A 22,745-nucleotide genomic window follows, 5' to 3' on the forward strand; every position below is an offset into this window, starting at 1 on the left:
GGTCGAAGGGTATGACTTTGCCTTCGACTTGCGCGAAGCCGTACTTGGATAGCATGCGTGCGGCGTCCAGCTTGTGGCAGGTCTTGATGGCATAGCTGTCGCTTTGCAAGGTGTCTGCCAGGAAGATGGCTATGGTCTCACCGTCGTTGGTGAGATTGGCTATTTTCTGTTGTAAGGTGTTTTGGATGCACACGATAAATCTCAGGTGTCAGGGTTCGGGCGTCGGGGCTTGAGTGTTAAGCAATCATATGTTCTGATTATGAGGGTAAGTGTTTGGGTTGTCAAGGGGAGGATGTGGGAGATAGCGTTTCTATTCGGAAGGTCGAAATAAGGAAACCCGTTCGTCTTGAGCTTGTCGAAGTGCGAGAACTCTGGGCGAGTGGTTCGCCCTTCGGCAAGTTCAAGACTCTCACCACGAACGGTAGTAAAACGCTCTTGACCACCTAGAAAGAAACGCTATCCTATTCCAATAGGATGGGCGAAATAGATAGTATGTGTGTATCTATGGATAAGGGCAGGCTGGACATTATAGGGTATATCGCGCAAAATGCAACCCAACATTGTGAAGTCCTATTGAAGCCTGAAGGGAGGACGAAAAATGCGACTACAAGGCAAGGTAGCGATCATTACGGGCGCGGCGGGCGGTATGGGCGCGGAGGAAGCGCGGCTGTTCGCGCGGGAAGGCGCGAAGGTGGTCATCGCCGATGTGCTGGACGACGAGGGCAAGCAGGTCGAAGCGGAGATTGCGGAAGCAGGCGGCGAGGCGACTTATATCCGCACGAATGTTACCAGCGAGCATAGCTGGGAACGCCTGATTGCGGAGACCGTTTCGCTGTACGGCAAACTGGACATTCTGGTTAACAACGCCGGAGTCAGCAGTTCGTCTGAGGTTGACAAATTGGACTTCGACGGCTGGAAGCGGATTATGGATGTCAACGCGACGGGCGTGTTCCTAGGGACGAAATACGCCGTGGAGCAGATGCGGCAGACGGGCGGCGGCGCCATCGTCAACATCTCGTCGATAATGGGCTTCGTGGGCGGAGAAGGCGGACATCCAGCGTACCATGCGTCGAAGGGCGCGGTTCGCATATTCACGAAGGCGATGGCGGTACAGTATGGACCTGAAGGCATCCGCGTCAACTCCATTCATCCGGGATTTATGCCGCCAATGCGAACATCCACGCCGGACGACGCGCAGCGCGCCGAACAAGTGCGCCTGACGCCATTACGCCGGACTGGTGAACTGATAGAAGTCGCCAATGGCGTGTTGTTCTTGGCATCGGACGAAGCGTCGTTCGTCACCGGAACTGAGCTGGTGATAGACGGTGGATTTATTGCGCGGTAACGCGGTCTCGCAGTCGGGCATCGTCGCTCGCATTCAATTTACCCACTAGCAACCACCCGTCCCTGCCGTCTTCGTGCACCGGGTACGGCAGTGTCTTGGCGCGAAAGCCTGCCGCCTCCATCAGAGCAAGCCAAGTGCTCAGCGGGAATATGCCGGTAATATGGCGGTCTATTTCCACGCGCGCGCTGCCGTCCGCGCCCTTGAAGATGTACACGAACACGGATTCGAGCATGTTATCGTCTGGGTCAGGGTCATGGTCAAACTCGATGGATACGAATTCTGGCGTTACGTCGCGCCGTATGCCGGCGTCAAGCTGTGTGCCGGGATAAGTCTCGGTGTACCAGTCCGGCGCCATGATAAGCACACCGCCATCGCGCAAATGCTCCCGCGCAGTCGCAAGCGTTGCGCCGATGTCGTCTTCGCTCATCAGGTGGCAGACGGCATCGTGAATCAGCACCGCGTCGAACTTCTCGTACAGCCGTACAGTGCGCATATCGCCTATGTGTTGCGCGACAGTGGGATTGAGCCGCTTGCAGTTGGCGAGCATCTTCGCGGACGGATCGACGACTGTTACATCGTGCGCCGGCAGGTCGCGCCGCATATGCTCGCCGTGGCATGCGGCATCGGCGGACAGGCTATCGTCGCAGTTGGGATATAGTATATGATGTAGGTTGTTGCCGCCGCCCACACCTAGCTCGAGAATTCTCAGCCTGCCCTGCCCTAACTCAGATGTCAGCGCGTTACGCCAGTGTACCGCCTCCATCTCGTAGTCCGAGTGGTGGCTGATGAGCGGCCAAAGGTGGGCGAATTCGTCATACATTCGGTTCATCTTGTCACCTGCACCCATCGTAATTCGTCCATAGACATATTATACAGAGGAGGAAAATATGACCGACTATATTTCGTATTTCAACGGTGAATGGGTACCATTGAGCCAGGTTCGCATCGACCCCGACGACCGCGGTTTCACGACTGGCGATGTGGTGTTCGATGTGGAGCGCACCTTCAACGGCAAGACCTTTCGCATGAGCTACCACATCGCAAGGCTGTATCGCTCGCTTCAGTACGCGCGGATGGACCCGGGACTGTCCCCGGAGGAGATGCATGCCATAAGCGAAGAAGTCGTGGCGCGCAACGAGGACGCCCGCGCCGAAGTCGGCGATTATTATGTCCGCCAGTTCGTGACGCGCGGCAAGGGCAGGTGGGCGCACTCTGCGGGACCGCCATCGGTCTGCGTACGCGTCAGCCCCATCGATCTAGGGCGATACGCGCCGGCGTACACCGATGGGCTGCACGCGGTCGTCGCCCGAACGCGCAGCTACTCTCCGGAATCCCTGGATTCCAAGATTAAGCACCAGAGCCGTATGAACTTCGAGCTAGCCGAGTTCGAAGCGGCGGATGTTGATCCGGAGGCATGGCCACTGCTGACTGACCTTGACGGCAACATCACCGAAGGCACATCCAACAATGTGTTCATCATAACCGACGGCGTCATACGCACGCCCGGTGACAGTACGATCCTCCAGGGCGGATCGCGCAGCATGGTACTCGAACTCGCCAGCCAACTGGGTATCCCGTTCGCGCAAGAGGAACTACAGCCTTACGACTTGTACACATCCGATGAGGTGTTCTTTTCGCGCACAGGACCTTGCATCCTGCCCGTAACGAGGGTTGACAATCGCATTGTCGCCGACGGCAAGCCGGGCGAGATTACACAGCAGCTTCTGGCTGCGTGGAGTGAGACGGTAGGCGTGAACATTATCGACCAAGTGATGAGTCAAGCATAATTCAGGCACCACGCAATAGCGAACTTAAAGCACGCAGCAAAGGGGCTTGGCAGTTATCGCCAAGCCCCGTCGAATTAATTCGTGGTGCCGAGGAAGGGACTCGAACCCCCACTCTCTTGCGAGAAGCGGATTTTAAGTCCGCCGCGTCTGCCATTTCGCCACCTCGGCATGTTTCTCTCCCAATGCATACGCATGGCAGCCCTACGTAAATTGTAGCATAGAGTTCGGCGAAGCGTGATTGGACAGGACTGCCCATCCGCTAGTGTCGAAAGGCAAAGAAGCGGGAAGAAGTGGAGAAAGAACACGGCGGCGATGAAGGACACCGCCGCCACGATTTCAGTCCGTTAGAATTAAGCGATTATAGGAACAACGGCGCGAAAACCAGCGCGACGATGGACATCAGCTTGATGAGAATGTTCAGCGCAGGCCCGGATGTGTCCTTGAACGGGTCGCCAACGGTGTCGCCGACGACTGCCGCGTCATGCTGCTCGGAGCCCTTGCCGCCGAGATTGCCTGCTTCTATGTACTTCTTCGCGTTGTCCCAAGAGCCGCCCGCGTTCGCCATCATGATTGCGAGCAGGAAGCCGGTGGCAATCGCGCCGATGAGCAAGCCGCCAAGCGCAGCCGCTCCCAGGATTATGCCGACCAAGACCGGCACGACCACCGCGAGCAAGCCCGGCACGACCATCTCTTTCATCGCGCCGTTAGTGCTGATTGCAACCGCCTGCGCGTAGTCCGCTTCCGCCTCGCCTTCGAGCAAGCCTTTGATTTCGCGGAACTGCCGGCGCACTTCCTCGACCATCGCGCCTGCCGCTCTGCCGACCGCTTGCATCGTGAGTGCCGCGAACAGGAAAGGCATCATCGCGCCGATAATCAAACCCATCAGCACACGGATATCCAGTAGGTCGAATGACTGTATGCCCGCAGACAGCGAGTACGCCGCCATCAACGCGAGCGCGGTAAGCACGGCGGAACCGATGGCAAAGCCCTTGCCTGTCGCAGCCGTGGTGTTGCCGAGCGAGTCGAGCGCGTCAGTTCGTTCGCGCACTGCCGGGTCGAGGTGCGCCTGCTCCGCGATGCCGCCCGCGTTGTCCGCGACAGGTCCGTACGCATCGGTTGCAAGCGTTATTCCCAGCGTAGATAGCATGCCGACCGCCGCAAGCGCCACGCCGTATGTACCAGCCATCCAGTAGGTCAAGCCCATTGCGACCACGACAACGATGCCGGGTATGAATGTGCTCAGCATGCCGAGTCCCAAGCCGCCGATGATGACGGTCGCCGGTCCCGTTTCCGCCTGCCCTGCCAAGTCTCTGGTGGGCTTGAACTCGAACGATGTGTAGTACTCGGACGCCGTGCCGATTAGCTGCCCTGCGACAAGCCCGATGAGCACGACCCAGAAGAGCTTGAAGTCCAGCCCGAGCATGTAGATTGCGATGCCCGTGCCAATCAGCACGAGTATGCCTGCCGCAATGATGCCGGTTCGCAATGACCAAAGTAGCTTGCCCATATCGGCGTCTTCGCCCGTTCGCACGAGGAATGTGCCAATGATGGCGGAGAATATGCCGATTGCGGCAACGAGGATGGGTAGCATCATAAGATTGCCGTCGAACCCGCCCGGGTTGGCGATGCTGAGCGCCGCCGCGCCGACTGCTGCGAGCGCGATAGTGGCGATAATCGAGCCGACATAGCTCTCGAACAGGTCTGCGCCCATTCCTGCGACATCGCCCACATTGTCGCCCACATTGTCCGCGACAGTCGCCGGATTGCGCGGGTCGTCCTCCGGTATGCCCTGCTCCACCTTGCCGACTAGGTCCGCGCCAACGTCCGCCGCCTTCGTGTAGATGCCGCCGCCGACCCTTGCGAACAGCGCGATGGACGATGCGCCGAAGCCGAAGCCCGCAACCACGCTGATGTCTTGGAATATCAGATACAGGATGGACACGCCAAGAAGGCCGATGCCCACAACCGATATGCCCATCACCGTGCCGCTGTTGAAGGCGACCCGCAGCGCCGGATTCAAGCCCTGCTGCGCCTTGACCGCCGTGCGCGTGTTGGCGCGAACCGCGATGCTCATGCCTATGTAGCCCGCGAGCGCCGAGCCTATCGCACCCACCAGATACGATATAGCCGTGGATGCGGGGAATGCGCTGACACTGCCCACGCGCCCGGTAACATCGAAGTCGATGAATACCGCGAGTATGATCGCGATGACCACGACAAACGCAGCGAGTAGCGTGTATTCGCGCTTCAGGAACGCTTGCGCACCTTCCTGGATTGCTCGCCCGATGAACTGGATTTCCTCGCTGCCGGGGTCCTGCTTTGTCACATTCATAGCAAGGTACGTGGCGAACGCCAGCGCAACGATGCCGGCAATCACAGCAAGAAGTATGATTTCCACAATCAGCCTCCAAAAAAATGGTCTTCCCCATGATTATGGAAAATACGGGAAGACTAGGGTTACTTTGCCTAATGATAATGTTTGAATGCCGCTAGAAAAAGTAACATAGCGAGATTGCCAAGGTCAAGATTGCGATTCCGGCGCGGCATGAATTCAACCATTTATTCCGTCCCCGCACGCTCATTGAGAAGCGCCTCCAATCGCTGCTGCCGCAGTGCAACAGTCAGGTCGCCGCGTGTGCGCTCAAGAACGCCGCGAACCATGTCCGTGCTGCGCCGCAATCCGCGCGTAACCGCGTCCGGGAAGTCCATCGTCACGAGGATGGTGTAAATCTCATCCATCAGTGCGAGCGCGCGTTCGCAGCCGTCGAAATCGTCTCGGCGCAGCTTGTCCAAGATGTGCCGGCGCAGCTCGCCGACGGTATCCGCAAGCCCACCAAGATACGGCGCCGCGCCAACTTGCAAGTCTTCAGGCGTTGGCAGTGGCTTGCCTTGAATGAAGGCGAGCACAGCGTTCGCCTCGACATACTCCTTCAGCGCGTCCTGCATATAGCCGGTGAAATACACTTCCGGGTGTTCTTGCAGCAGCGCGCCCGACTCATCCACAAGCGCCGCCGCGCTGCCAACCAGCCCGCGCGCCGTCTCAAACTCGCCGCGATGAATGGCGCGAATGGAGTCGGCGCAGTGGCGAATCATCTCGCGCGAAAGGCGCAGCGCGCGCTCCCGCGTCCTGTCGGTATCGGCGAGGGATTGCCGCGCGGTTTCGGCGGTGGCGCGGAGTTGGGTGATGTGGTTGGGAGAGTTGTTCATTGCTCAAACCTGCTTCGGCGCGATGGTGAGTTGAACGCCTATGCCATCGAGCGCCTTCATTACGGCACCGATTCCTGGGTCGCGCTCTTCGGGCAGCGACTTGTGCAAGCTCGCGCGCCGGGACCGCGGTTCTTGAGTTGGACCGTTCACGCCTTTGGCGCGCGCCACATTGCCGACAGCTCTCATGAAATACGCCGGGTCATTCTCTTCAAGCGCAGCCTTCAGATATTCGATGATTACTTCGTCATCGGTGAGCAGTTGTGCGCTGTCCCAAGGGGTGTAGGATTCTTTGCTCATGTCATTACCTCAGACTTCACTCGCCATCTGCCTAGCGCGCCTTATGTCTCGTTGTTGACTCGCCTTATCCCCGCCGCAAAGCAGAATAACTATCCGCCGTTGGCGTATGACGTAGTAGATGCGGTAGCCTTGACCGACATTGACGCGAAGTTCGCTGACACCGCCACCGACAGACCTACGGTCTCCAAAATTGCCTTCCTCTGCGCGGTCGATGCGAACTAAAATCTGCGCCTGCACTCGTTTATCGCGCAACCCGCTCAGCCAACGCAGAAACTCATCGCTCTTGATTACCTCATATCTCATTCAGGAATTGCCTTCGCAGGGAAGAATACAATGCGAGGGGAGATGAGCCGGGTCGCCCTTGCATGTCGGCACGGCTGGGCTATCTGCCGTCGGCGTGGGGCCAGACTTTGATTGCGACTTGCGCGAGTCGGCGGGCGCGTTCTTCGATTGGGCTTTGTTTACTTGTGGGATTTAGCCTCAAATCGGTAGTTTGTTGGGTTTGATGTAAGTCCATCGTATTTTTGCCCATTCGTGCCGCTCCCTAAAGCCGCGCTCAATCTCATTGCGCCGCGCTTCTGTCTGTATGCGCCCATCGGCAAATGCCTTGTCTATCGTTGCCCTAACATCCAGATTGTTGCCCTTATCGCTGTTGCAAGGAGCGCAGGCTAGAGCGCGGTTGAAGCAGTCGTCATTCGTCCCATCACCCTTGTTGGGTTCAATATGGTCAAGGTGGAGTTCGCGGCGGTCGGGGGCTTTCTCCGTGCCGCAATACCAGCATGCCGTCTCCCATTCGTCCACAAACGCTTGCCATATGGTATCGCTGGTTTCCACCGCTTTCCGCTTGAATTGCGGAGGGGGCAATGACTTGATTATCGGCTTCTGTTCCTCAACTGGTGTCTTCCGTTCTGGCAGGTCGTTAAAGCCCCGAACCTTAATCACCTTATCAGCGTTCTCAAAGCGCGACTCCACGCTCTCTATCAATTCCCCTTCCGTGATGATGCCTAAATCGGGGTGCTTATGGAGCGGAAGTCCCATATATCCTTAAACACTGCTGTAGTGCCTGCTTGGTCAGGAAACTCCAACCCCTTTTCGTAAGCGTCTTGTTCGCTCTGAACACCCCATGATTCCAGTAGGTCATATTCATGCTCAAGTTCTGCATCAGTAAGCGGCGGCTTCAGTTTGCCCTCAGATGTTTGATTTTTACCAAATGGTGGGTCTATGCACACAAGGTCAATGCTCTCGCTGTCCAATGCTTTCAGGAACGGCAGATTGTCGCTTATGAACATCGTTCCGCAAATGCTGTCAGCATTAGTCATATTGCCCTCCCTGGCGCATTTGCTATCAAGTCCTCATAGCGCAACCGCTTACCATCAATGCCTTGAACAGTCGCTACCATCTACGATTCCGTATTCAACAGACGGCTGTTGTGACGATTTCAGATGCATCATATCACACGTCATATCTCCTAAATCGCCCCCACCAACTCCCGCGCTGCCCGCTCCACGTCGTCTGCGAAAGTAACTGCGCTCACCACGCAGATACAGTCTGCGTCCGCCTGCGCAACCTCCGCGATGTTGCTCGCGTTGATGCCGCCAATCGCCACTACCGGCGCGCTTACCGCTGCCTTCACGCTGCCAATCATCTCGGGGCCCAGCGCCGTGCGCCCGCTCTTGCCCATGGTGGTTGTCGCGTATATCGCGCCGACCGCTACATAGTCTGCGCCCTGCGCTTCGGACTGGCGAGATTCTTCGACGCCGTTGTTCGACCGTCCGATAATCTGCTCGGGCGACAGAACGCGCCGCGCCTCTGCGACCGGCAAGTCCGTCTGCCCGACATGCAGTCCATGCGCCTCTGACAGGTATGCGATGTCCGCGTCGTCATTGGCGATGAACAGCGCGTCATACTCGTCGCACAGTGCCTTGATTGCGCGCGCCACTTGCAGCACCTCGCCCTTGTCGCGCGTCTTGTCGCGCAGTTGGATGACGCTTGTGCCACCTCGCAGCGCCGCCGCCGCAACATCGACGACATCCCTGCCTTTAGTTGCTTCCGGATCTACGATGACATAAAGCCCGTGCATTTTGGCGATGCGGCGTTGGCGTTCTTCGCTGATAGTGGTCATTATTTCCTCGCTGGTGCATTAATTTTGATTGGCAGAACAATGAGCATTCTAGCATGCGCGCGCTAATGGGTTTCCTGCCTGCCCTGAAGTTATGCTGTCAGCTGAGATTACAGTTCAATGGCGTTGCGGACGACACGCAGGCTTGCGACCCTGTTAAGATGGTCGAGCTGCACCGACACTACATCAATGCGCCAATTGCGCTGCCAGCCGTTGGTTTCGGTGAGATAGCGCTGCGCCGCGGTGAGCATTTGCTGTTGCTTACGCGGGGTAACGGACTCTTCCGGAGTGCCCAGTTGACGACCGCGCCGCGTGCGCACTTCCACGAACACGAGCGTATCGCCGTCTTGCGCAACGATGTCTATCTCGCTTCTGCCGCAGCGCACATTCGTGCCGATAATCGCGCAGCCGGCCGCTTCTAGGTGCCGCCGCGCAGCCAGCTCCCCTAGCCTGCCCGTCTCTTGGCGCGAGTTCATAGCGCGGACTCGACAAGCCGTCGCACCGGTGCGAAAGAATAGCGGTGAATCTCGCAAGGTCCGACATTCTCCAGCGCGTCTAGATGCTGGCGCGTGGCGTATCCCTTGTGCTGCGCGAATCCGTATGCGGGATATACATCGCTATATTCGCGCATCATGGAATCGCGTGTTTCCTTCGCCACGATGGACGCGGCGGCAATGGAAAGACACTTTGCGTCGCCTTTGATGATGGAACGCTGGTCGGTTGCCAAGTCCGGCAGGAGAATGGCGTCTAGCAAGAGGAAATCCGGTCGCACGGGCAGCGCGTCGATCGCCCTTGACATTGCCGTTCTGGTAGCCTCGACTATGCCGATAGCGTCGATTTCAGCGGAGGAGGCTGCGCCCGTCGCCATCGTAACAGGCGCGTCACCCATGTCTTGCAGCGCCTTTTCGCGCTGACGGGGCGTGAGGAGCTTGCTGTCCCTTATGCCCGCAATCCATTCGTCGCTTGGATGAACCGGCAAAGACACTGCTCCTGCCACTACTGGACCTGCAAGGCTTCCGCGTCCCGCTTCATCCACTCCGGTGATGACGGTGTAGCCGTCTTCAAGCAGAGCCGCTTCTTGGTCGTAAGTCGGGACAATGACTGAAGGCATGAATTTCAGCCGTCAATGCCGCGCTGAATACCGCGAATGTACGCTATCTGCCCGACGTGCTGCGCTTCTTCAACAATCAAATGGCCTAGCATCCCACCAACCGTAACTTCCCAATCGGCGGTCATGACAATCTTTGTGTTGAGATCTTCCGCGGTCAGCAGGTCAATGCACTGGAATGCCTCTTCGCGCACCGTCCTATAGTATGCCATCAGATCATCGAGCGAAAAGTGCGGCAGGTTTACGACTTGTTCGACAGAAAATCCAAAGCCGCTGTCGTGTTCGGGAAGACCGAGTTTTTCGTGCCAACCGTCGCGCTCCCAGACCTGTTGGCTATGGCGAATTCGGTGATTGATTAGACCGTCCTCAACACGCGCGATATGCCAGACCACGAAGTCGATGTGGTGCGATTCGGGCGTGGGCTGGAAGCGGCGCTCTTCCGGCGTAAGTCCCTCTAGCGCATCATCCAAGTCTTCCATGTATTCCGCCAAGGCAGCTTTCACGATGTCTCTGAAGTCCATGAGTTACCTTCCGGCGAGCACTTCGACCGGAGCCGGAGCCTCGATTTCGATTATGCCGCCGCCGATGATTTCGTCGGCTTCGTAGAATGTAACCGCCTGACCCGGAGTAACGGCGCGCTGCGGCTCATCGAAGCGCAGTTCTGCCCAGTCGCCGCGCGGTGTCAGCGTTGCCGGCGCTTCGCTCGCCTTGTAGCGAATCTTCGCGGTTATGGCGATAGCGCCGTCCGGTGGTTCTCCTGCGATGTAGTTGATGCGAGAGGCCCACAAGTCGCGGCGCAGCAAGTCGTCGTGCCTGCCCAGCGTCACACGGTTGGATTCGGAGTCGATGGCGGTAACATACAGCGGGTCGCCGGTGTTGCCCTGCAAGCCCAAGCGCCGCCGCTGCCCAATCGTGAAGAACTGGATGCCTGGGTGCGTGCCCAGAACATTGCCGTGCGCGTCCACCATATCGCCCGGCTTTGGTTCAACGCGCTTCCCCACGAATTTCCGATAGTCGCCGTCCGGAATAAAGCAGATTTCCTGGCTATCCGGCTTGTCCGCGACCGGCAGTCCGGCGTCCGCCGCGATGCGGCGAATGTCAGATTTCGGGTACTCGCCTACCGGCAGCAGTAGGCGGTTCAACTCTGCTTGCCGAAGCGTGAACAGCACATAAGACTGGTCCTTGCCCGCGTCTATGCCCTTGAGCAGCCGAGTGCGGTCGGCTTCGTGCCGTATGCGCGCATAGTGTCCTGTGGCGATGTAGTCTGCGTCCATGAACAATGCGCGGCGCAGCAGGAAGTCGAACTTAATCTTGTCGTTGCACGCGAGGCACGGGTGCGGCGTGCGTCCGCGGTCGTATTCGCGCACGAAATAGTCGATGACGTGCTGTTGGAACTCGCGCTCGAAGTTGACGAAGTAGTGGCGTGCGCCGATGGCGTCGCACACGCGGCGGGCGTCCTGCACATCTTCGACCGAGCAGCAACGCTTGTTCAGCGGCGCGGCTGCGGCGTCTTCCTCAGACCAAAGCCGCATCGTAACGCCCACGACGTCATAGCCCTGCCTCTTCAGCAGCAAGGCGGCAACCGAGGAGTCCACTCCCCCGCTCATTGCGACCACGACGCGCTTAGTATTCATAGAGTGAGCGTAACATACGGCGTTGTACGGTTCAACGAATTACGTCACAGTAGTGCGGTCAGACAGAGAGATCATCTCGCAGATGGTGGAACGAATTTGATCGAATGGGACTTTCCGCGCTCCAAGCCTGTTCAAGCCACTAATGCCTATACTTTTCTGTTCAGGAGCATTCTTTTCCAAGACGTAAGTGGGCAGAACAAAGAAATCCCATTGAGATACATCAAGTGGGTCAAGCATATTAGGCGCATATGCGGCACGAGGATTGTAGAGACAGAATACATATACATCGGCAGAACGAACTTGGTCGTCCGAAAAAGTGTCGGTTTCAGCGTCCCAAACCAATTTACGCGCGATGTCGAATGTTGGAATTGACTCTTTTTCCTGTTTCCAACTCTGTTTGTATCCTGACGACTTGACTTCAATTTTAACCCCATCAGGGCTAATCAAATCGTAGGAGTCCCATCCCTCTCGTGCATCCGACATTACCGTTACGCCATTGATAGCGAAGGCTACGATATACTCTGCGAATATGCCCCTTTCAGTGTTGTTGAGTATGTCAGAACCATACCATTCCCAAAAATTAAGCAAGGTCGCCTTGTCATGGACGCTATACCCTCTAGAATGTAACCGTTCGTTTCCTGTACGACGCTGTGGGTGGATGCGTCCTAGGGAGTCGTTCATCGGTTACTTCTCCTTGCCCTTCAGCCACTTCTCACGAATACACGCTGTTTGACCTCACCCGCCCTGCAAACCTATAATATCTCTATGACACAAACGCAACAGATTACTATGCAGTCCCTCGACTACGCCCGCTACGCCGCCGATGTCGCCTCCGACAAGTTGGCGACGGACATCGTGGTGCTGGATATTTCAGACATCAGCGATTTCGCGGACTACTTCGTGATTATCAGCGTGGAGTCCACGCGGCAGATGCGCTCGCTCGTGGAAGACCTTGAGCACGCGTTGGAGGAAAAAGGCGGCATACGACACCATCGCGAAGGCGCGCCTGAATCCGGATGGATGCTGCTGGACTTCGGCGATGTCGTCATCCATGTGTTCGGCGTAGAAGAGCGGCAGTTCTACGCGCTTGAAGCGGCATGGTCGGAGGCTACCGAGCTGGTCAGGATTCTATGATCCAGTCGTCTATGCCGCGCTCGTAGTCGATAATCTCCCCTTCGTCGAAGAAGAGCGAGAGTTCCGTCTCGGCGGATTCCGGCGAATCCGAGCCGTGAATCAGATTCATTCCGATGGTCAGCCCGAAGTCGCCGCGAATGGTGCCGGGCGTCGCCTCGACCGGATTCGTCGCACCCATCGTGGTTCGTACCACATCCACCGCATTCTCGCCCTCGACCGCGATAGCAACCAGCGGTGACGAGGTGATGAACTCCACCAGCCCCGCAAAGAAGGGCTTATCCACATGCGCGCCGTAGTGCTTGTGCGCCAGTTCCGGGGTTACTTGCAGCATCTTCATGCCAGCAAGTTTCAGCCCGCGCCGTTCCAGCCGCGCGATTATTTCACCGCTGAGACCGCGCTGCACGGCATCGGGCTTGATGAGTACCAAGGTTCTTTGCATATTGCCTATCGCTCCTGATTCAAGTGTTTCGCCAAGTTCGTTGCGCCGTGCTGACCTGCGAGCTGCGCAGATACAGCGGTTCAAGTGTCAAGGCGTCCGCCACACGCCCGGCTTGCAGTTCGCGGTAGCCGATGGATGCCAGCGTGCCCGCTCGCCGTGTTGGCGGCGCCAATTCGACGATGTTCGCGGCGGGACCAAATGCATCGCGCAGCAGCTCTGTCGTTTGCGCAACGCCTTCGCCGCAGATGATTGCGCCCATCGATACGAAGTATGAAATCGCATCCACGAGTTCGTCATGCTCCACAACCGTGTCTCCACGCGGCACTCCATGCGCGAACATGCCAAGATACACGCGCCGCCTGCCCGCGCCAACGAGCGCGCAGACAGGCCCGCCCAACCCGAGATATGGCTGTGCCTCAATGTCCAACGAGCCGACAGCGACCAGCGGTATGTCGAGCGACATTGCCATTGCCTTCGCCGCGCTCATGCCCACGCGCAGCGCGCTGAATCCCCCAGGTCCGGACGCAATGTATATGGCATCTAGTTCGCTGACGCTGCTACCCGTGCGCTCAAGCAGGCTCATTATGCTCGGCACAAGTTCGACGGAATGGTTGCGCTCGGAGCGCCAAGTCAGTTCGACGACTGGCTCGCCATTGCGGGACAGGCCTATCGATGCGAAGCGCGTGGATGTGTCAATGGCAAGTTCCATCGTTACGCCTCACCATTCGCACTGTTACAGTGCCCACCGTTGCCAGGCGCGTCGTTGCCGGGCGCATCGTTGCTGGGCGTAGTGGCTTCGAGAGAAGATGCGCCGCTAAACTGCTTTTCAAGGTCGTTCATGATCGCGTGGTATCGCTCTGAGTCAGCCTTGAATGTAAGAGTGCGTATTTCGCCGCCGGTTGATTCGATGCGAACGGTTAGGGACTCGCCTATGAAGGCATCGCTGCCCTTCTCCGCCCACTCCACGACGCACACGCCGTCGCCCAGAAAGTAGTCGTCAAGCCCGAGGTCGATAACCTCTTCGATGCTGTCGAGGCGGTATAAGTCCATGTGGTACAGCGTTAGCCGCGCCGCGTACTCGCAAATCAGCACGAAGGTCGGGCTGCGCGCATACTCATCGCCGCCAAGTCCCCACAGGATGCCCTGCGTTAGGCAAGTCTTACCCGCGCCAAGATCGCCGGACAGCAAGAACACATCGCCAGCGCGAGCGTGCGCGCCGAGAAGCCTGCCGACCGCCTGCGTCTGCTCCGGGCTGCTTGTCGTAAGTGAAATTGTCTGCTTCGTATCGATTTCCATGGACGTTTAGTGCTTGCCTGTCAAGAGGTGAACATGCGTGTATTATGTTCAGGTATAGCGCGTGTCGCACTGCCGTACACGCATAGCATTTGTGCGCCGGCAGACTGCGGACATGCGCGAAATAACTGTGTAGATAGAATACCAGAACAAGGCGCGGGCCGGTAAGAGATTGCCAGCGCGCAGAGGGCATGTCGGGTAGGATGCAGGCAATGAGAACGCTGATAGTCGCGGATGTGCACAGCAACCTTGATGCGTTTCAAGCGGTGATAGATGACGCGGCGTCGAACGGCGGCTTCGACGAGATATGGTCGCTTGGAGACATATTAGGCTATGGACCGGAGCCGTCCGAGTGCATCGAACTGCTGCGCTCGTATCCGCACAAGATGGTCGCGGGGAATCACGATCTCGGCTCGGTGGGCGAAGTGTCGCTGAGACGCTTCAATCCGTATGCGGCTGCGGCGAATCGGTGGACAGCCGAGCAGCTTACGCCCGAGCAGGCAGACTACATCCGAGCATTGCCGCTGACATTGGAAATCGGCGAGTTCACGCTGGCGCACGGCAGCCCGCGCGACCCAATTTGGGAATACCTGACGACCGCCGAAGCCGCAATCGCCTGCTTCACGCACATCGAGACATACTGGTGTCTGGTCGGGCATTCGCACCTGCCGTTCCTGTGCATCCCGCGACTGGACAGCGCCGCGTTCATGGAGCTGCCGGAAGACCGGCGCGTGCAGCTCGACGACAACCCGTTGATAATCAATCCCGGCTCCGTGGGCCAACCCCGGGACCGCGATCCCCGCGCAAGCTTCGTCGTGTACGACAATGCGGACAACACGATACTGCACAGACGTGTCCCCTACGACATCGAAGCCACGCAAGAGAAGATGCGCCGCCACAACCTGCCGGACTTTCTAATCGACCGGCTTGCAGTGGGGCATTAGTTTGGCATTAGAAGTATCGGCGCAAAGGGATTAGGCTATGTGGACATTTCGACGACGGCTTTAATTTCCTGTCATTTCGAGCGAAAGCGAGAAATCTAAAGTCTATAATAGGCTGACATGCAATGATTTTAGATTCCTCACTGCGTTCGGAATGACATGATAAGCGTATCTGGTCAAATGTCCACGGAACCTAACACGGCAGGATGACGCAAATCCGCCGCCACATCTTACTCGTCGTCTTCGTCGAAATCTTCGGTTGAGGCGGAGCCGCCGCCAAAGCCGACCCTTGGCGTATTGGCGCCGCGCGTGCTCTGCGATTTCCGACGCGGCAGATTGGCGATGTCGTCCCTGATGCGCTGAATGTCCTCGCCTACTTCCGCAAGGCTCACTGCGATTGCAGCCACGCCGGCGTTGCGAAGGGTTTCAATTTCGGACTTGCCGATTTCGGCTGGCACGTTCACGATCGCGCGCTTGCGGACGATGCCGCGCATCTTCTGGATGATGAGCAGCTTCTGCACGGTGAGCGGCAGCAGACCGTCTGTCGGAGTGAGCAGCGCGCAGTCGATGTCCAACGTGCGGATAGCCCGAGCTTCGTCTTCGTCGAACTCCGGCTCATCGAACCCGACAGCGATGACCTTGCCTAGCGCGTCGTCGTTCAGCACGGCAGCGGCGGTGCCTTCCGGATCGAACACGATGAAGTCACAGCCGGCGTCCTTCAGCGCCGTCGCGTGGTCCGCGCTTGCGCTGCCTACCCTCGCGCCCCATAGCCTATCACTGAGCGCGTCTCCAACACGGCTGGCGGCGCTGCCGTCGGATGCGTCCAGCGTAACGAGAAGCGCATCCGCAGGCGAGTCTGCGAGCGCTGAATCGTCGGCAAGCTCGGTTGCGGACACACGCCCGATAACGGCGATGTCCGGCGTTGCGGCTGCCTGCCGAGATGCCACGAACCCGATGCCGGGCGAACTGGTCTGCGTTTTGTCCAATAGGTCGGTAAGTCTGCTCATGGATTAACCTCTGATTTCGTCGAACGGGCGCGTAAGACGCGCGAAACGATGTATGGCTTATGGCTAGTTATGATTTCAAATCCGCTCGTCGATTTCCCCTTCTCGGGGCAAGAACAGCATGAACGGCAATTATGCCCTGCTGCATCAAGTTCACACGACAGTGCGACTTATCACGAATTATCGGCATATAGTTTATGGTTGTACACCTGTTCAAGTCAACGCACTTGCCAATGTCGCCGCGCGGTATTACCCTTTGACCGAATTCACAGCAAGGGAGATTTCAGTTGAGAATAGACCCGAAAACATTCGAGGGCTTCAATCGCGTGCTGACCGGCGTCGTCGTGCCGCGCCCGATAGCGTTCGTGTCGAGCGTGTCGGCGGACGGCGTTGTCAACCTCGCGCCGTTCTCGTTCTTCAACGCGATGGCGTATGATCCGGCGACAATCGTGATGGGCATATCGCGCAGCGCGGGCTGGAAGGCGAAGGACACGCTGGCGAACATCGAGCAGACCGGAGAGTTCGTGGTCAACGTGGTTGTGGACGACATCGCAGAAGCGATGAACAGCACCGCAGCCGAGTTCCCCGCCGATGTGGACGAATTCGAGATAAGCGGGCTGACCGCCACGCCGTCCGAAATAGTGCGCGCGCCGAGGGTCGTGGAATCGCCAGTGAACATGGAGTGCAAGCTCAATCAGGTCGTTGACGTCGGCGACGGCACGAAGCACGCGATAGTCATCGGCGAGATAGTGCTGATGCACATCCGCGACGACATCATCAGCGGGCATCGCATCAACCACGAGCGGCTGAAGCCGGTCGGCAGGCTCGCGGGCAATATGTACTGCAATACGCATGATGTGTATGAGCTAGTCCGGCCACAGTACGATGGCGAGGAGGGTTAATTGGAAGCGAAGCAGTTTGAGGGCAAAACCCTCCGTTACATCGCGGCTGAGCCGGACGGCTATGATCCGGCTCGCAAATATCCGATGATAATCCTGCTGCACGGATTCGGCGCGCACATGGGCGATCTTGTGAGTCTCGCGCCTGCAATCGACCCTGAAGGCTATGTCTATATCTTCCCTAACGCGCCGATTCCGTTCGAGATAGGCCCCGGCATGACCGGCTTTGGCTGGACACAACCGCGCCGCATTCCGCAAGAGCTGCGACGCGCTGAAGACATTGACCAAGTGGTTGATATGCTGGCATCGCTGGTCGATGAGGTGGCCGAGCAATATCCCACAGAGCCGGGCAAGATCATACTGGGAGGCTTCTCACAGGGCGGCATGATGACCTACCGATACGGATTGCCGAATCCGCAGTTGTTCAAAGGCTTGGCGGCGCTGAGCGGCGTCGCGCCGGACGAAGATACGATACGAGATCGCCTGCCGGACGACCGCTCGCAGCCCATATTCGTGGCGCACGGCACTGGAGATACGGTGATTGAGGTGCAAATGGCGCGAGACACACGTGATTTCCTGCAATCCGAAGGTTACGCGCCCGAGTACCACGAGTATCTTATGGCGCACGAAATCAGCCAGCAGACGCTGACCGACCTTTCGGAGTGGATAAAGAAGACGCTGCCACCTGCAGGCAGTTAAGCTAACTGAAGGCGCGGCATAATGCACCGCAGCGCATGAAAAAATGCGGTGCCGCTCGCAAGCACTAGAGGCAGCGCGCAATACCAAACCAACACAATAAATCGGGCTGCACAACACAGCAAACCCATATCAAGATACACTAAGGAGTAAATGAAATGGTCAAAATTAGAGAGAACAACATCCTGAAGAAGAACCGCGAAGGCAAGAAGGGTTTGGGGCTGAGCCTCGTTTTCCCCAGCGCTGAGGCGATCGAACTGGTCGGCATGCTGGGCGGGTTTGACTTCGTGAACCTCGATGCCGAGCACGGACTGTTCACGCAGGAATCGGTGGACGCTATGGTGCGTGTCGCAGACGGCTATGGGCTCACGACGATTATGCGCGTGCCGGACAAGGGCGCGAACTTCATCAACCTCTACCTAGACCGCGGCGTCATGGGCGTACTTGGTCCGCATGTGGAGACCGCAGAGGAAGCGAAAGCGCTTGTTGACGCCTGTCGCTTCACGCCTGAAGGCGAACGAAGTTGGGGCGGCGGCAGAGGCACCTATTACAACGACAGCGGACTTATCGACCAACCGGGACTGGACCGCAGCGAGTTCATGGAACTGACGAACAAAGAGATGCTCGTAATGGCGCAGCTGGAATCGGCAACCGCGTTCGATAACCTTGACGCCATTCTCGAAGTAGAAGGCATTGACGCATTCGCCTGGGGCACGAACGACTTGGCGCAGTCTATGGGTTATCCGGGAAAGCCGGAACATCCCGTTGTGCAGGAAGCGCAGGATGCAATCGGCGAACGGATTCATGCAGCCGGCAGGCACCTGTCGTCCGACATCCACACGGCGATTGCGCTGAACGACCTTATCCTGAGCGGCTCGCGCGCTTTCCTCGAAGCGAACCAATAGCGCGCCAGACGAGGGCAAATGGCGACAACCAAATCACAACGATAATTGCCACGGAGGGTGTAACATGGCAATGATGAAGGCTGCGTTCTACGACGGCAACGGCACAATGACGCTCGGCGAGTATCCGCGTCCGGAGGTGGGCCCCGGCGACGCCATTGTGCGAATCCGCTCCACAGGCATCTGCGGCTCTGACTTGCAGGTGAAGGCGGACCAGAAGGAAGCCGACGAATCGCCCGTTGGACACGAGGTCGCGGGCGAAGTCGTTGCCGTGGGCGAAGGCATTGACGAAGACTTGCTCGGCACGCGCGTGGCAATCGAGACTATCGGGCATGGGCGCGCGTGCCTGCGCTGCTGGTACTGTCGAATGGGTCAGTACAAGCAATGCAGGAGCATGGCGGCACCCGAAGGCGGCGGGTTCGCCGAATACATCAAGCGCAAAGCGTGGGGCTGCTATCCCCTGCCCGACAACTTGACATGGGAAGAGGCGGCGCTGGTCGAGCCGTTCGCGGTGTCGGTGCACGGCGTGCGGCGCGGTCAGCTCATCGGCGGCGAGACGGTCGTCGTGCTTGGCGCGGGCAATATCGGCTTGACGGCGGTCGCTGCAGCGCGCGCGCTCGGCGCCGGCACGATATTCGTAACCGCGCGGCACGAACAGCAGGCAACGCTCGCCAAGCAGCTCGGCGCGGACCACGCATTCGCCCCGGACGACCCTGCTCTCAACGACGCTATAATGGACGCGACGCAAGGGCTGGGCGCGGACCTGACCGTGGAAACCGTAGGCGGCTGGCGTCCGGACCCGATTACGCAGGCTATCGAAATAACACGACAACAGGGACGATTCGTGGTCATCGGCGGGTACCGCACGCCCATCACCGTTGACTGGCTGCCGCCGATGATGAAGGAGCAAACCATAGTCTTCTCGTCGTGCTACGGTATAATCAACGGCAAGCACGACTACGAAGTGGCAATCGACCTGATGGCGTCCGGTCGTGTTGACCTGAAGCCCATGGTGACGCACATCTACTCGCTGGACGACATCCAACAGGGCTTCGCAACCGCCTACGACAAAACCACAGGATCGGTGAAGGTGCAGATACATCAGGGAGGTTAGCCAATGCAGTACCGCAAGTTCGGCGACTCTGAGCTGGAGACGTCAGTAGTCGGCTTTGGAGGCTGGCCCATGGGCAGAGGACACTACGGCTCATTTGACGAGACGGATGTCCTGCGTGCCATAGACGCTTCCATTGACCTGGGCGTAACCCTGTTCGATACGGCAGCCGTCTATGGCTGGGGCGAAGGCGAGAAGCTTTTGGGCAGAGCGCTGAAGGGCAGGCGCGATAAGGTCGTCCTTGTCAGCAAGGGCGGACGCCAGTGGCACGACCCGGACAATCCGCAGATGAGAGACAGCTCCAAAGAGGCGCTTACCAAGGGGCTGGATGAAAGCTTGCAGCGTCTTCAGACCGACTACCTGGATCTATACCTCATCCACTGGCCCGACGAATCGCGCCCGATGTCCGAACCGATGGAGGCGTTCGCCGAGTTCCAGCGACAGGGTAAGATTCGCTATGGCGGCGTTAGCAACTTTAGCGTGCGGCAGATGACAGACTGCCTAGACACATTCCCAATCATCACAAATCAGGTCGGATATCACCTCTTCGACTTCCGCCCTGAAGAGGAAGTGTTTCCTTTCTGCACCGACAATGGGATGGGCGCGATGGCTTACGGTTCACTAGCACACGGACTGCTGACCGGGATGATGACGCCTGAAACGCAGTTCGAGGAAGACGACTGGCGACGCAGCCTAATGGCATTCGGGCAGCCACTATTCAAGGGAGAGACATTCCTCCGGAATCTCGGCAAGGTAGAAGCACTGAAGAACATCGCGTCAGAGAAAGGAATGACGGTAGCGCAGCTGGCGCTTGCCTGGGTCATCTCCAATCCTGCGGTCAGCGTCGCGCTGGTGGGTACGCGCCGCGCCGCCGAGATGGAAGAAAACGTCAAAGCCGCCGAATGGATGATGGGCGAAGAAGAGCGCGAAGAAGTCCGCGCCGTTGTGATCGGCGAATAATCAGCAGCAGCCTCGATCTTACTGCTCGTTCAGCCGCTACACTACCCGTGCCATATCAGCGCGTCGGAAGTTAAAGGATAAGGCAGTATAACTCAGTACGCTTTACAAGGATTCCGCCCGCAAAAAGTCGAAGTCGCAGCCTTGGTCGGCTTGGGTTACATGCTGGGAGTACATTACGCCGTAGCCGCGCTTGAAGTGCGGTTTGGGCTGCGGAACCTCGGATAGCCTGCGCTGCACTTCCCTTTCGTCCACCAGCAGGTCTAGGCGGCGGTTGGGCACATCAAGTTCGATGATGTCGCCGTTGTGGACTGCGGCAAGCGGACTGCCAGCCGCCGACTCCGGCGTTACATGCACGACGACCGTGCCGAAAGCCGTGCCGCTCATTCGCGCGTCCGATAGGCGCACCATATCGCGAATGCCGCGCTGCAAGAGCTTGCGTGGCAGCGGCAGAAAGCCCCACTCCGGCATGCCCGGCCCGCCTAAGGGACCCGCGTTGCGCATTACCAGCACATCGTCCGGATGCACATCGAGGTCAGGGTCGTCGATGCGGTATTCCATATCGTCGTGGTCATCGAAGACGAGCGCGCGTCCGCGGTGCGTAAGCAGTTCGGGCGATGCCGCAGTCGGCTTGATTACACCGCCGCCGGGTGCCAGCGATCCGTACACGACCGCAAGCCCGCCCTCTGAATTGAGCGCGTTGTCCAAACTGCGAATGATATCCGGGTTGTGGTTGATAGTGCCGGCGACATTCTCGCCGAGCGTTCTGCCCGTAATCGTCATCTGCTCGGTGTGGAGCAATGGACGTAGTTCGTTAAGCAGGGCGGGAAGACCGCCAGCGTAGAAGAAATCTTCCATCAGGAATTCGCCCGACGGCTTCAGATTCAGGATGAACGGTGTGGTGCGCGACAGTTCGTCGAACAGCGTGAGCGGTAGGTCTATGCCCAGTCGGCCGGCGATCGCGGTCAGGTGTATGATGGCGTTCGTGGACCCGCCGAGAGCGTGCAGGGTGCGAATCGCGTTCTCAAACGCCTCACGCGTCATGATTTGCGACGGGCGAAGGTCCTGTTCCACAAGCGTCAGTATTTGCCTGCCCGCTGCCTCCGCGAGCTGCGTGCGGCGCGAATCCACCGCGGGAATCGCGGCATTGCCCGGCAGCGCGATGCCGAGGGATTCGCCCATCGACGCCATGGTTGACGCCGTGCCCATCACCATGCAGTGCCCCGGACTGCGCACGATAGAGTTCTGCAACTCCGCCCACTGCTCTTCGTTGATTCGGCCGGCGCGCAGTTCCGTATGGTAGCGGCGGCAGTCGGTGCAAGAGCCGAGTTCTTCGCCACGCCAGTTGCCCTTGAGCTGCGGGCCGCCGGTAACGAGAATCGCTGGGATGTCCGCGCTTGCCGCGCCCATGAGCAGCGCGGGCGTGGTCTTGTCGCAGCCGCCGAGCAGCACGACGCCGTCCAGCGGGTTTGCCCTGATTGATTCTTCGACATCCATGCTCATTAGATTGCGGAAGAGCATGGTAGTGGGGCGCATATTGTACTCGCCCAGTGACATCACGGGAAACTCCATCGGAAAGCCGCCCGCCTGCCAGACGCCGCGCTTGACCGCCTCCGCGAGTTGGCGCAGGTGCGCGTTGCAGTGCGTCAGGTCACTCCAAGTGTTGCAGATGCCGATGACGGGCTTGTTTTGGTATGCCGGCTCGCCAAAGCCCTCTGCCTTGAACGCCGCCTGCCTCAGCCAGCCGTATAGTTCCGGCGTATCGAACCATTCTCGGCTGCGGAGTGGTTTGCCATTAGTCGCCATGCTCCTTATTCTCCTTCAAGCATATGCTGCGAATATGCAGCAGTTGGTCGCGGCAGTATCGGCGGT

28 protein-coding genes and 1 tRNA gene are annotated in these 22,745 nt (G+C 58.4%); 9 read left to right on the plus strand and 20 right to left on the minus strand.

Annotated elements, in window-relative coordinates:
- Positions 1-193 (minus strand): hypothetical protein (locus tag F4X57_00805; GenBank protein ID MYC05716.1); only part of this gene is annotated, 193 nt, incomplete at its 3' end.
- Between the two features lie 405 nt (positions 194-598).
- Between F4X57_00805 and F4X57_00810 the strand changes: the two genes are divergently transcribed.
- Positions 599-1,345, plus strand: a complete 747-nt coding sequence (locus F4X57_00810; GenBank protein ID MYC05717.1) for a glucose 1-dehydrogenase — start codon at positions 599-601, stop codon at positions 1,343-1,345.
- On the opposite strand, the gene F4X57_00815 is transcribed toward F4X57_00810, so the two are convergent.
- Complete coding sequence (locus tag F4X57_00815; GenBank protein MYC05718.1) at positions 1,332-2,192, minus strand: class I SAM-dependent methyltransferase; 861 nt, start codon at positions 2,190-2,192, stop codon at positions 1,332-1,334. The two genes, F4X57_00810 and F4X57_00815, sit on opposite strands and share 14 nt — an antisense overlap.
- 40 nt (positions 2,193-2,232) lie before the next feature.
- Here F4X57_00815 and F4X57_00820 point away from each other — a divergent pair, with 40 nt between their 5' ends.
- Entirely contained in the window at positions 2,233-3,132 is a 900-nt protein-coding gene (locus F4X57_00820) for a branched-chain amino acid aminotransferase (protein ID MYC05719.1), read from the plus strand.
- Positions 3,133-3,214: 82 nt separating this feature from the next.
- Here F4X57_00820 and F4X57_00825 read toward each other — a convergent pair.
- The 13 genes from F4X57_00825 to F4X57_00885 all read right to left on the minus strand — a co-directional run bounded on the left by F4X57_00825 (position 3,215) and on the right by F4X57_00885 (position 12,178).
- Positions 3,215-3,300 (minus strand) — tRNA-Leu (locus F4X57_00825).
- Between the two features lie 190 nt (positions 3,301-3,490).
- Positions 3,491-5,524, minus strand: coding sequence for a sodium-translocating pyrophosphatase (locus F4X57_00830; protein ID MYC05720.1), 2,034 nt, complete (start codon positions 5,522-5,524; stop codon positions 3,491-3,493).
- Positions 5,525-5,691: 167 nt separating this feature from the next.
- Complete coding sequence (locus F4X57_00835) at positions 5,692-6,339, minus strand: haloacid dehalogenase (protein MYC05721.1); 648 nt, start codon at positions 6,337-6,339, stop codon at positions 5,692-5,694.
- A 3-nt stretch (positions 6,340-6,342) separates the two neighbouring features.
- Positions 6,343-6,636, minus strand: a complete 294-nt coding sequence (locus F4X57_00840) for a putative addiction module antidote protein (GenBank protein MYC05722.1) — start codon at positions 6,634-6,636, stop codon at positions 6,343-6,345.
- A 9-nt stretch (positions 6,637-6,645) separates the two neighbouring features.
- Positions 6,646-6,939 (minus strand): type II toxin-antitoxin system RelE/ParE family toxin, encoded by a 294-nt coding sequence (locus F4X57_00845; protein ID MYC05723.1) that lies wholly within the window; start codon positions 6,937-6,939, stop codon positions 6,646-6,648.
- Positions 6,940-7,116: 177 nt separating this feature from the next.
- Positions 7,117-7,674: an HNH endonuclease gene (locus tag F4X57_00850; GenBank protein MYC05724.1), complete on the minus strand. Its 558-nt coding sequence runs from the start codon at positions 7,672-7,674 to the stop codon at positions 7,117-7,119.
- Positions 7,641-7,955, minus strand: a complete 315-nt coding sequence (locus F4X57_00855) for a hypothetical protein (GenBank protein ID MYC05725.1) — start codon at positions 7,953-7,955, stop codon at positions 7,641-7,643. The genes F4X57_00850 and F4X57_00855 overlap by 34 nt, the downstream gene beginning before the upstream one ends.
- Before the next feature lie 149 nt (positions 7,956-8,104).
- A complete protein-coding gene (thiE, locus tag F4X57_00860; protein MYC05726.1) occupies positions 8,105-8,758 on the minus strand; it encodes a thiamine phosphate synthase in 654 nt (217 codons plus the stop codon).
- 107 nt (positions 8,759-8,865) lie between these two features.
- Positions 8,866-9,231 (minus strand): YraN family protein, encoded by a 366-nt coding sequence (locus F4X57_00865; protein ID MYC05727.1) that lies wholly within the window; start codon positions 9,229-9,231, stop codon positions 8,866-8,868.
- Positions 9,228-9,866 carry a ribonuclease HII gene (locus tag F4X57_00870; GenBank protein ID MYC05728.1) on the minus strand — a complete coding sequence of 213 codons (639 nt, stop codon included), beginning with the start codon at positions 9,864-9,866 and terminating at the stop codon, positions 9,228-9,230. Before F4X57_00870 ends, F4X57_00865 begins: the two co-directional genes overlap by 4 nt.
- 5 nt (positions 9,867-9,871) lie before the next feature.
- Positions 9,872-10,384 (minus strand): DinB family protein, encoded by a 513-nt coding sequence (locus F4X57_00875; protein ID MYC05729.1) that lies wholly within the window; start codon positions 10,382-10,384, stop codon positions 9,872-9,874.
- 3 nt (positions 10,385-10,387) lie between these two features.
- Positions 10,388-11,497, minus strand: coding sequence for a tRNA 2-thiouridine(34) synthase MnmA (mnmA, locus tag F4X57_00880; GenBank protein MYC05730.1), 1,110 nt, complete (start codon positions 11,495-11,497; stop codon positions 10,388-10,390).
- A 39-nt stretch (positions 11,498-11,536) separates the two neighbouring features.
- The gene (locus F4X57_00885; protein MYC05731.1) at positions 11,537-12,178 is read right to left on the minus strand and encodes a hypothetical protein; all 642 of its coding nucleotides are present in this window, start codon (positions 12,176-12,178) and stop codon (positions 11,537-11,539) included.
- A gap of 108 nt (positions 12,179-12,286) precedes the next feature.
- Here F4X57_00885 and rsfS point away from each other — a divergent pair, with 108 nt between their 5' ends.
- Positions 12,287-12,631: a ribosome silencing factor gene (rsfS, locus tag F4X57_00890; GenBank protein ID MYC05732.1), complete on the plus strand. Its 345-nt coding sequence runs from the start codon at positions 12,287-12,289 to the stop codon at positions 12,629-12,631.
- Here rsfS and F4X57_00895 read toward each other — a convergent pair.
- The 3 genes from F4X57_00895 to tsaE are packed head-to-tail and all read right to left on the minus strand — an operon-like array spanning position 12,618 to position 14,366.
- Positions 12,618-13,070 carry a nucleoside-diphosphate kinase gene (locus F4X57_00895; GenBank protein ID MYC05733.1) on the minus strand — a complete coding sequence of 151 codons (453 nt, stop codon included), beginning with the start codon at positions 13,068-13,070 and terminating at the stop codon, positions 12,618-12,620. The two genes, rsfS and F4X57_00895, sit on opposite strands and share 14 nt — an antisense overlap.
- 19 nt (positions 13,071-13,089) lie before the next feature.
- On the minus strand, positions 13,090-13,779 hold the full coding sequence (tsaB, locus tag F4X57_00900) for a tRNA (adenosine(37)-N6)-threonylcarbamoyltransferase complex dimerization subunit type 1 TsaB (GenBank protein MYC05734.1): 690 nt from the start codon (positions 13,777-13,779) through the stop codon (positions 13,090-13,092).
- A gap of 2 nt (positions 13,780-13,781) precedes the next feature.
- Complete coding sequence (gene tsaE / locus F4X57_00905; protein MYC05735.1) at positions 13,782-14,366, minus strand: tRNA (adenosine(37)-N6)-threonylcarbamoyltransferase complex ATPase subunit type 1 TsaE; 585 nt, start codon at positions 14,364-14,366, stop codon at positions 13,782-13,784.
- A gap of 188 nt (positions 14,367-14,554) precedes the next feature.
- Between tsaE and F4X57_00910 the strand changes: the two genes are divergently transcribed.
- Positions 14,555-15,307, plus strand: a complete 753-nt coding sequence (locus F4X57_00910) for a metallophosphoesterase family protein (protein ID MYC05736.1) — start codon at positions 14,555-14,557, stop codon at positions 15,305-15,307.
- 227 nt (positions 15,308-15,534) lie between these two features.
- Here the strand turns inward: F4X57_00910 and F4X57_00915 are convergent, their stop codons facing one another.
- Positions 15,535-16,311, minus strand: a complete 777-nt coding sequence (locus F4X57_00915; protein MYC05737.1) for a hypothetical protein — start codon at positions 16,309-16,311, stop codon at positions 15,535-15,537.
- Between the two features lie 284 nt (positions 16,312-16,595).
- Between F4X57_00915 and F4X57_00920 the strand changes: the two genes are divergently transcribed.
- The 5 genes from F4X57_00920 to F4X57_00940 all read left to right on the plus strand — a co-directional run bounded on the left by F4X57_00920 (position 16,596) and on the right by F4X57_00940 (position 20,876).
- Entirely contained in the window at positions 16,596-17,210 is a 615-nt protein-coding gene (locus F4X57_00920) for a flavin reductase family protein (protein MYC05738.1), read from the plus strand.
- Positions 17,211-17,906 carry an alpha/beta fold hydrolase gene (locus F4X57_00925; protein ID MYC05739.1) on the plus strand — a complete coding sequence of 232 codons (696 nt, stop codon included), beginning with the start codon at positions 17,211-17,213 and terminating at the stop codon, positions 17,904-17,906. It begins immediately after the preceding gene.
- 155 nt (positions 17,907-18,061) lie between these two features.
- Complete coding sequence (locus F4X57_00930; GenBank protein ID MYC05740.1) at positions 18,062-18,808, plus strand: siderophore biosynthesis protein SbnG; 747 nt, start codon at positions 18,062-18,064, stop codon at positions 18,806-18,808.
- 64 nt (positions 18,809-18,872) lie between these two features.
- Entirely contained in the window at positions 18,873-19,919 is a 1,047-nt protein-coding gene (locus F4X57_00935) for a zinc-binding dehydrogenase (protein MYC05741.1), read from the plus strand.
- 3 nt (positions 19,920-19,922) lie between these two features.
- A complete protein-coding gene (locus F4X57_00940) occupies positions 19,923-20,876 on the plus strand; it encodes an aldo/keto reductase (GenBank protein ID MYC05742.1) in 954 nt (317 codons plus the stop codon).
- 102 nt (positions 20,877-20,978) lie between these two features.
- Here F4X57_00940 and F4X57_00945 read toward each other — a convergent pair whose 3' ends face one another.
- Positions 20,979-22,679 carry a dihydroxy-acid dehydratase gene (locus F4X57_00945; protein ID MYC05743.1) on the minus strand — a complete coding sequence of 567 codons (1,701 nt, stop codon included), beginning with the start codon at positions 22,677-22,679 and terminating at the stop codon, positions 20,979-20,981.
- Positions 22,680-22,745 lie beyond the last annotated feature (66 nt).

This window comes from Chloroflexota bacterium, from assembly GCA_009840355.1.
Classification (GTDB): domain Bacteria; phylum Chloroflexota; class Dehalococcoidia; order Lucifugimonadales; family JADFKI01; genus Bin90.

What these genes read in the sequence shown, in the direction of transcription:
- F4X57_00810 (MYC05717.1), top strand. Translation starts at nt 599, where the DNA reads ATGCGACTACAAGGCAAGGTAGCGATCATTACGGGCGCGGCGGGCGGT.
- F4X57_00815 (MYC05718.1), bottom strand. Translation starts at nt 2,192, where the DNA reads ATGGGTGCAGGTGACAAGATGAACCGAATGTATGACGAATTCGCCCAC.
- F4X57_00820 (MYC05719.1), top strand. Translation starts at nt 2,233, where the DNA reads ATGACCGACTATATTTCGTATTTCAACGGTGAATGGGTACCATTGAGC.
- F4X57_00835 (MYC05721.1), bottom strand. Translation starts at nt 6,339, where the DNA reads ATGAACAACTCTCCCAACCACATCACCCAACTCCGCGCCACCGCCGAA.
- F4X57_00840 (MYC05722.1), bottom strand. Translation starts at nt 6,636, where the DNA reads ATGAGCAAAGAATCCTACACCCCTTGGGACAGCGCACAACTGCTCACC.
- F4X57_00845 (MYC05723.1), bottom strand. Translation starts at nt 6,939, where the DNA reads ATGAGATATGAGGTAATCAAGAGCGATGAGTTTCTGCGTTGGCTGAGC.
- F4X57_00850 (MYC05724.1), bottom strand. Translation starts at nt 7,674, where the DNA reads ATGGGACTTCCGCTCCATAAGCACCCCGATTTAGGCATCATCACGGAA.
- F4X57_00855 (MYC05725.1), bottom strand. Translation starts at nt 7,955, where the DNA reads ATGACTAATGCTGACAGCATTTGCGGAACGATGTTCATAAGCGACAAT.
- thiE (MYC05726.1), bottom strand. Translation starts at nt 8,758, where the DNA reads ATGACCACTATCAGCGAAGAACGCCAACGCCGCATCGCCAAAATGCAC.
- F4X57_00865 (MYC05727.1), bottom strand. Translation starts at nt 9,231, where the DNA reads ATGAACTCGCGCCAAGAGACGGGCAGGCTAGGGGAGCTGGCTGCGCGG.
- F4X57_00870 (MYC05728.1), bottom strand. Translation starts at nt 9,866, where the DNA reads ATGCCTTCAGTCATTGTCCCGACTTACGACCAAGAAGCGGCTCTGCTT.
- F4X57_00875 (MYC05729.1), bottom strand. Translation starts at nt 10,384, where the DNA reads ATGGACTTCAGAGACATCGTGAAAGCTGCCTTGGCGGAATACATGGAA.
- mnmA (MYC05730.1), bottom strand. Translation starts at nt 11,497, where the DNA reads ATGAATACTAAGCGCGTCGTGGTCGCAATGAGCGGGGGAGTGGACTCC.
- F4X57_00885 (MYC05731.1), bottom strand. Translation starts at nt 12,178, where the DNA reads ATGAACGACTCCCTAGGACGCATCCACCCACAGCGTCGTACAGGAAAC.
- rsfS (MYC05732.1), top strand. Translation starts at nt 12,287, where the DNA reads ATGCAGTCCCTCGACTACGCCCGCTACGCCGCCGATGTCGCCTCCGAC.
- F4X57_00895 (MYC05733.1), bottom strand. Translation starts at nt 13,070, where the DNA reads ATGCAAAGAACCTTGGTACTCATCAAGCCCGATGCCGTGCAGCGCGGT.
- tsaB (MYC05734.1), bottom strand. Translation starts at nt 13,779, where the DNA reads ATGGAACTTGCCATTGACACATCCACGCGCTTCGCATCGATAGGCCTG.
- tsaE (MYC05735.1), bottom strand. Translation starts at nt 14,366, where the DNA reads ATGGAAATCGATACGAAGCAGACAATTTCACTTACGACAAGCAGCCCG.
- F4X57_00910 (MYC05736.1), top strand. Translation starts at nt 14,555, where the DNA reads ATGTCGGGTAGGATGCAGGCAATGAGAACGCTGATAGTCGCGGATGTG.
- F4X57_00915 (MYC05737.1), bottom strand. Translation starts at nt 16,311, where the DNA reads ATGAGCAGACTTACCGACCTATTGGACAAAACGCAGACCAGTTCGCCC.
- F4X57_00930 (MYC05740.1), top strand. Translation starts at nt 18,062, where the DNA reads ATGGTCAAAATTAGAGAGAACAACATCCTGAAGAAGAACCGCGAAGGC.
- F4X57_00935 (MYC05741.1), top strand. Translation starts at nt 18,873, where the DNA reads ATGGCAATGATGAAGGCTGCGTTCTACGACGGCAACGGCACAATGACG.
- F4X57_00940 (MYC05742.1), top strand. Translation starts at nt 19,923, where the DNA reads ATGCAGTACCGCAAGTTCGGCGACTCTGAGCTGGAGACGTCAGTAGTC.
- F4X57_00945 (MYC05743.1), bottom strand. Translation starts at nt 22,679, where the DNA reads ATGGCGACTAATGGCAAACCACTCCGCAGCCGAGAATGGTTCGATACG.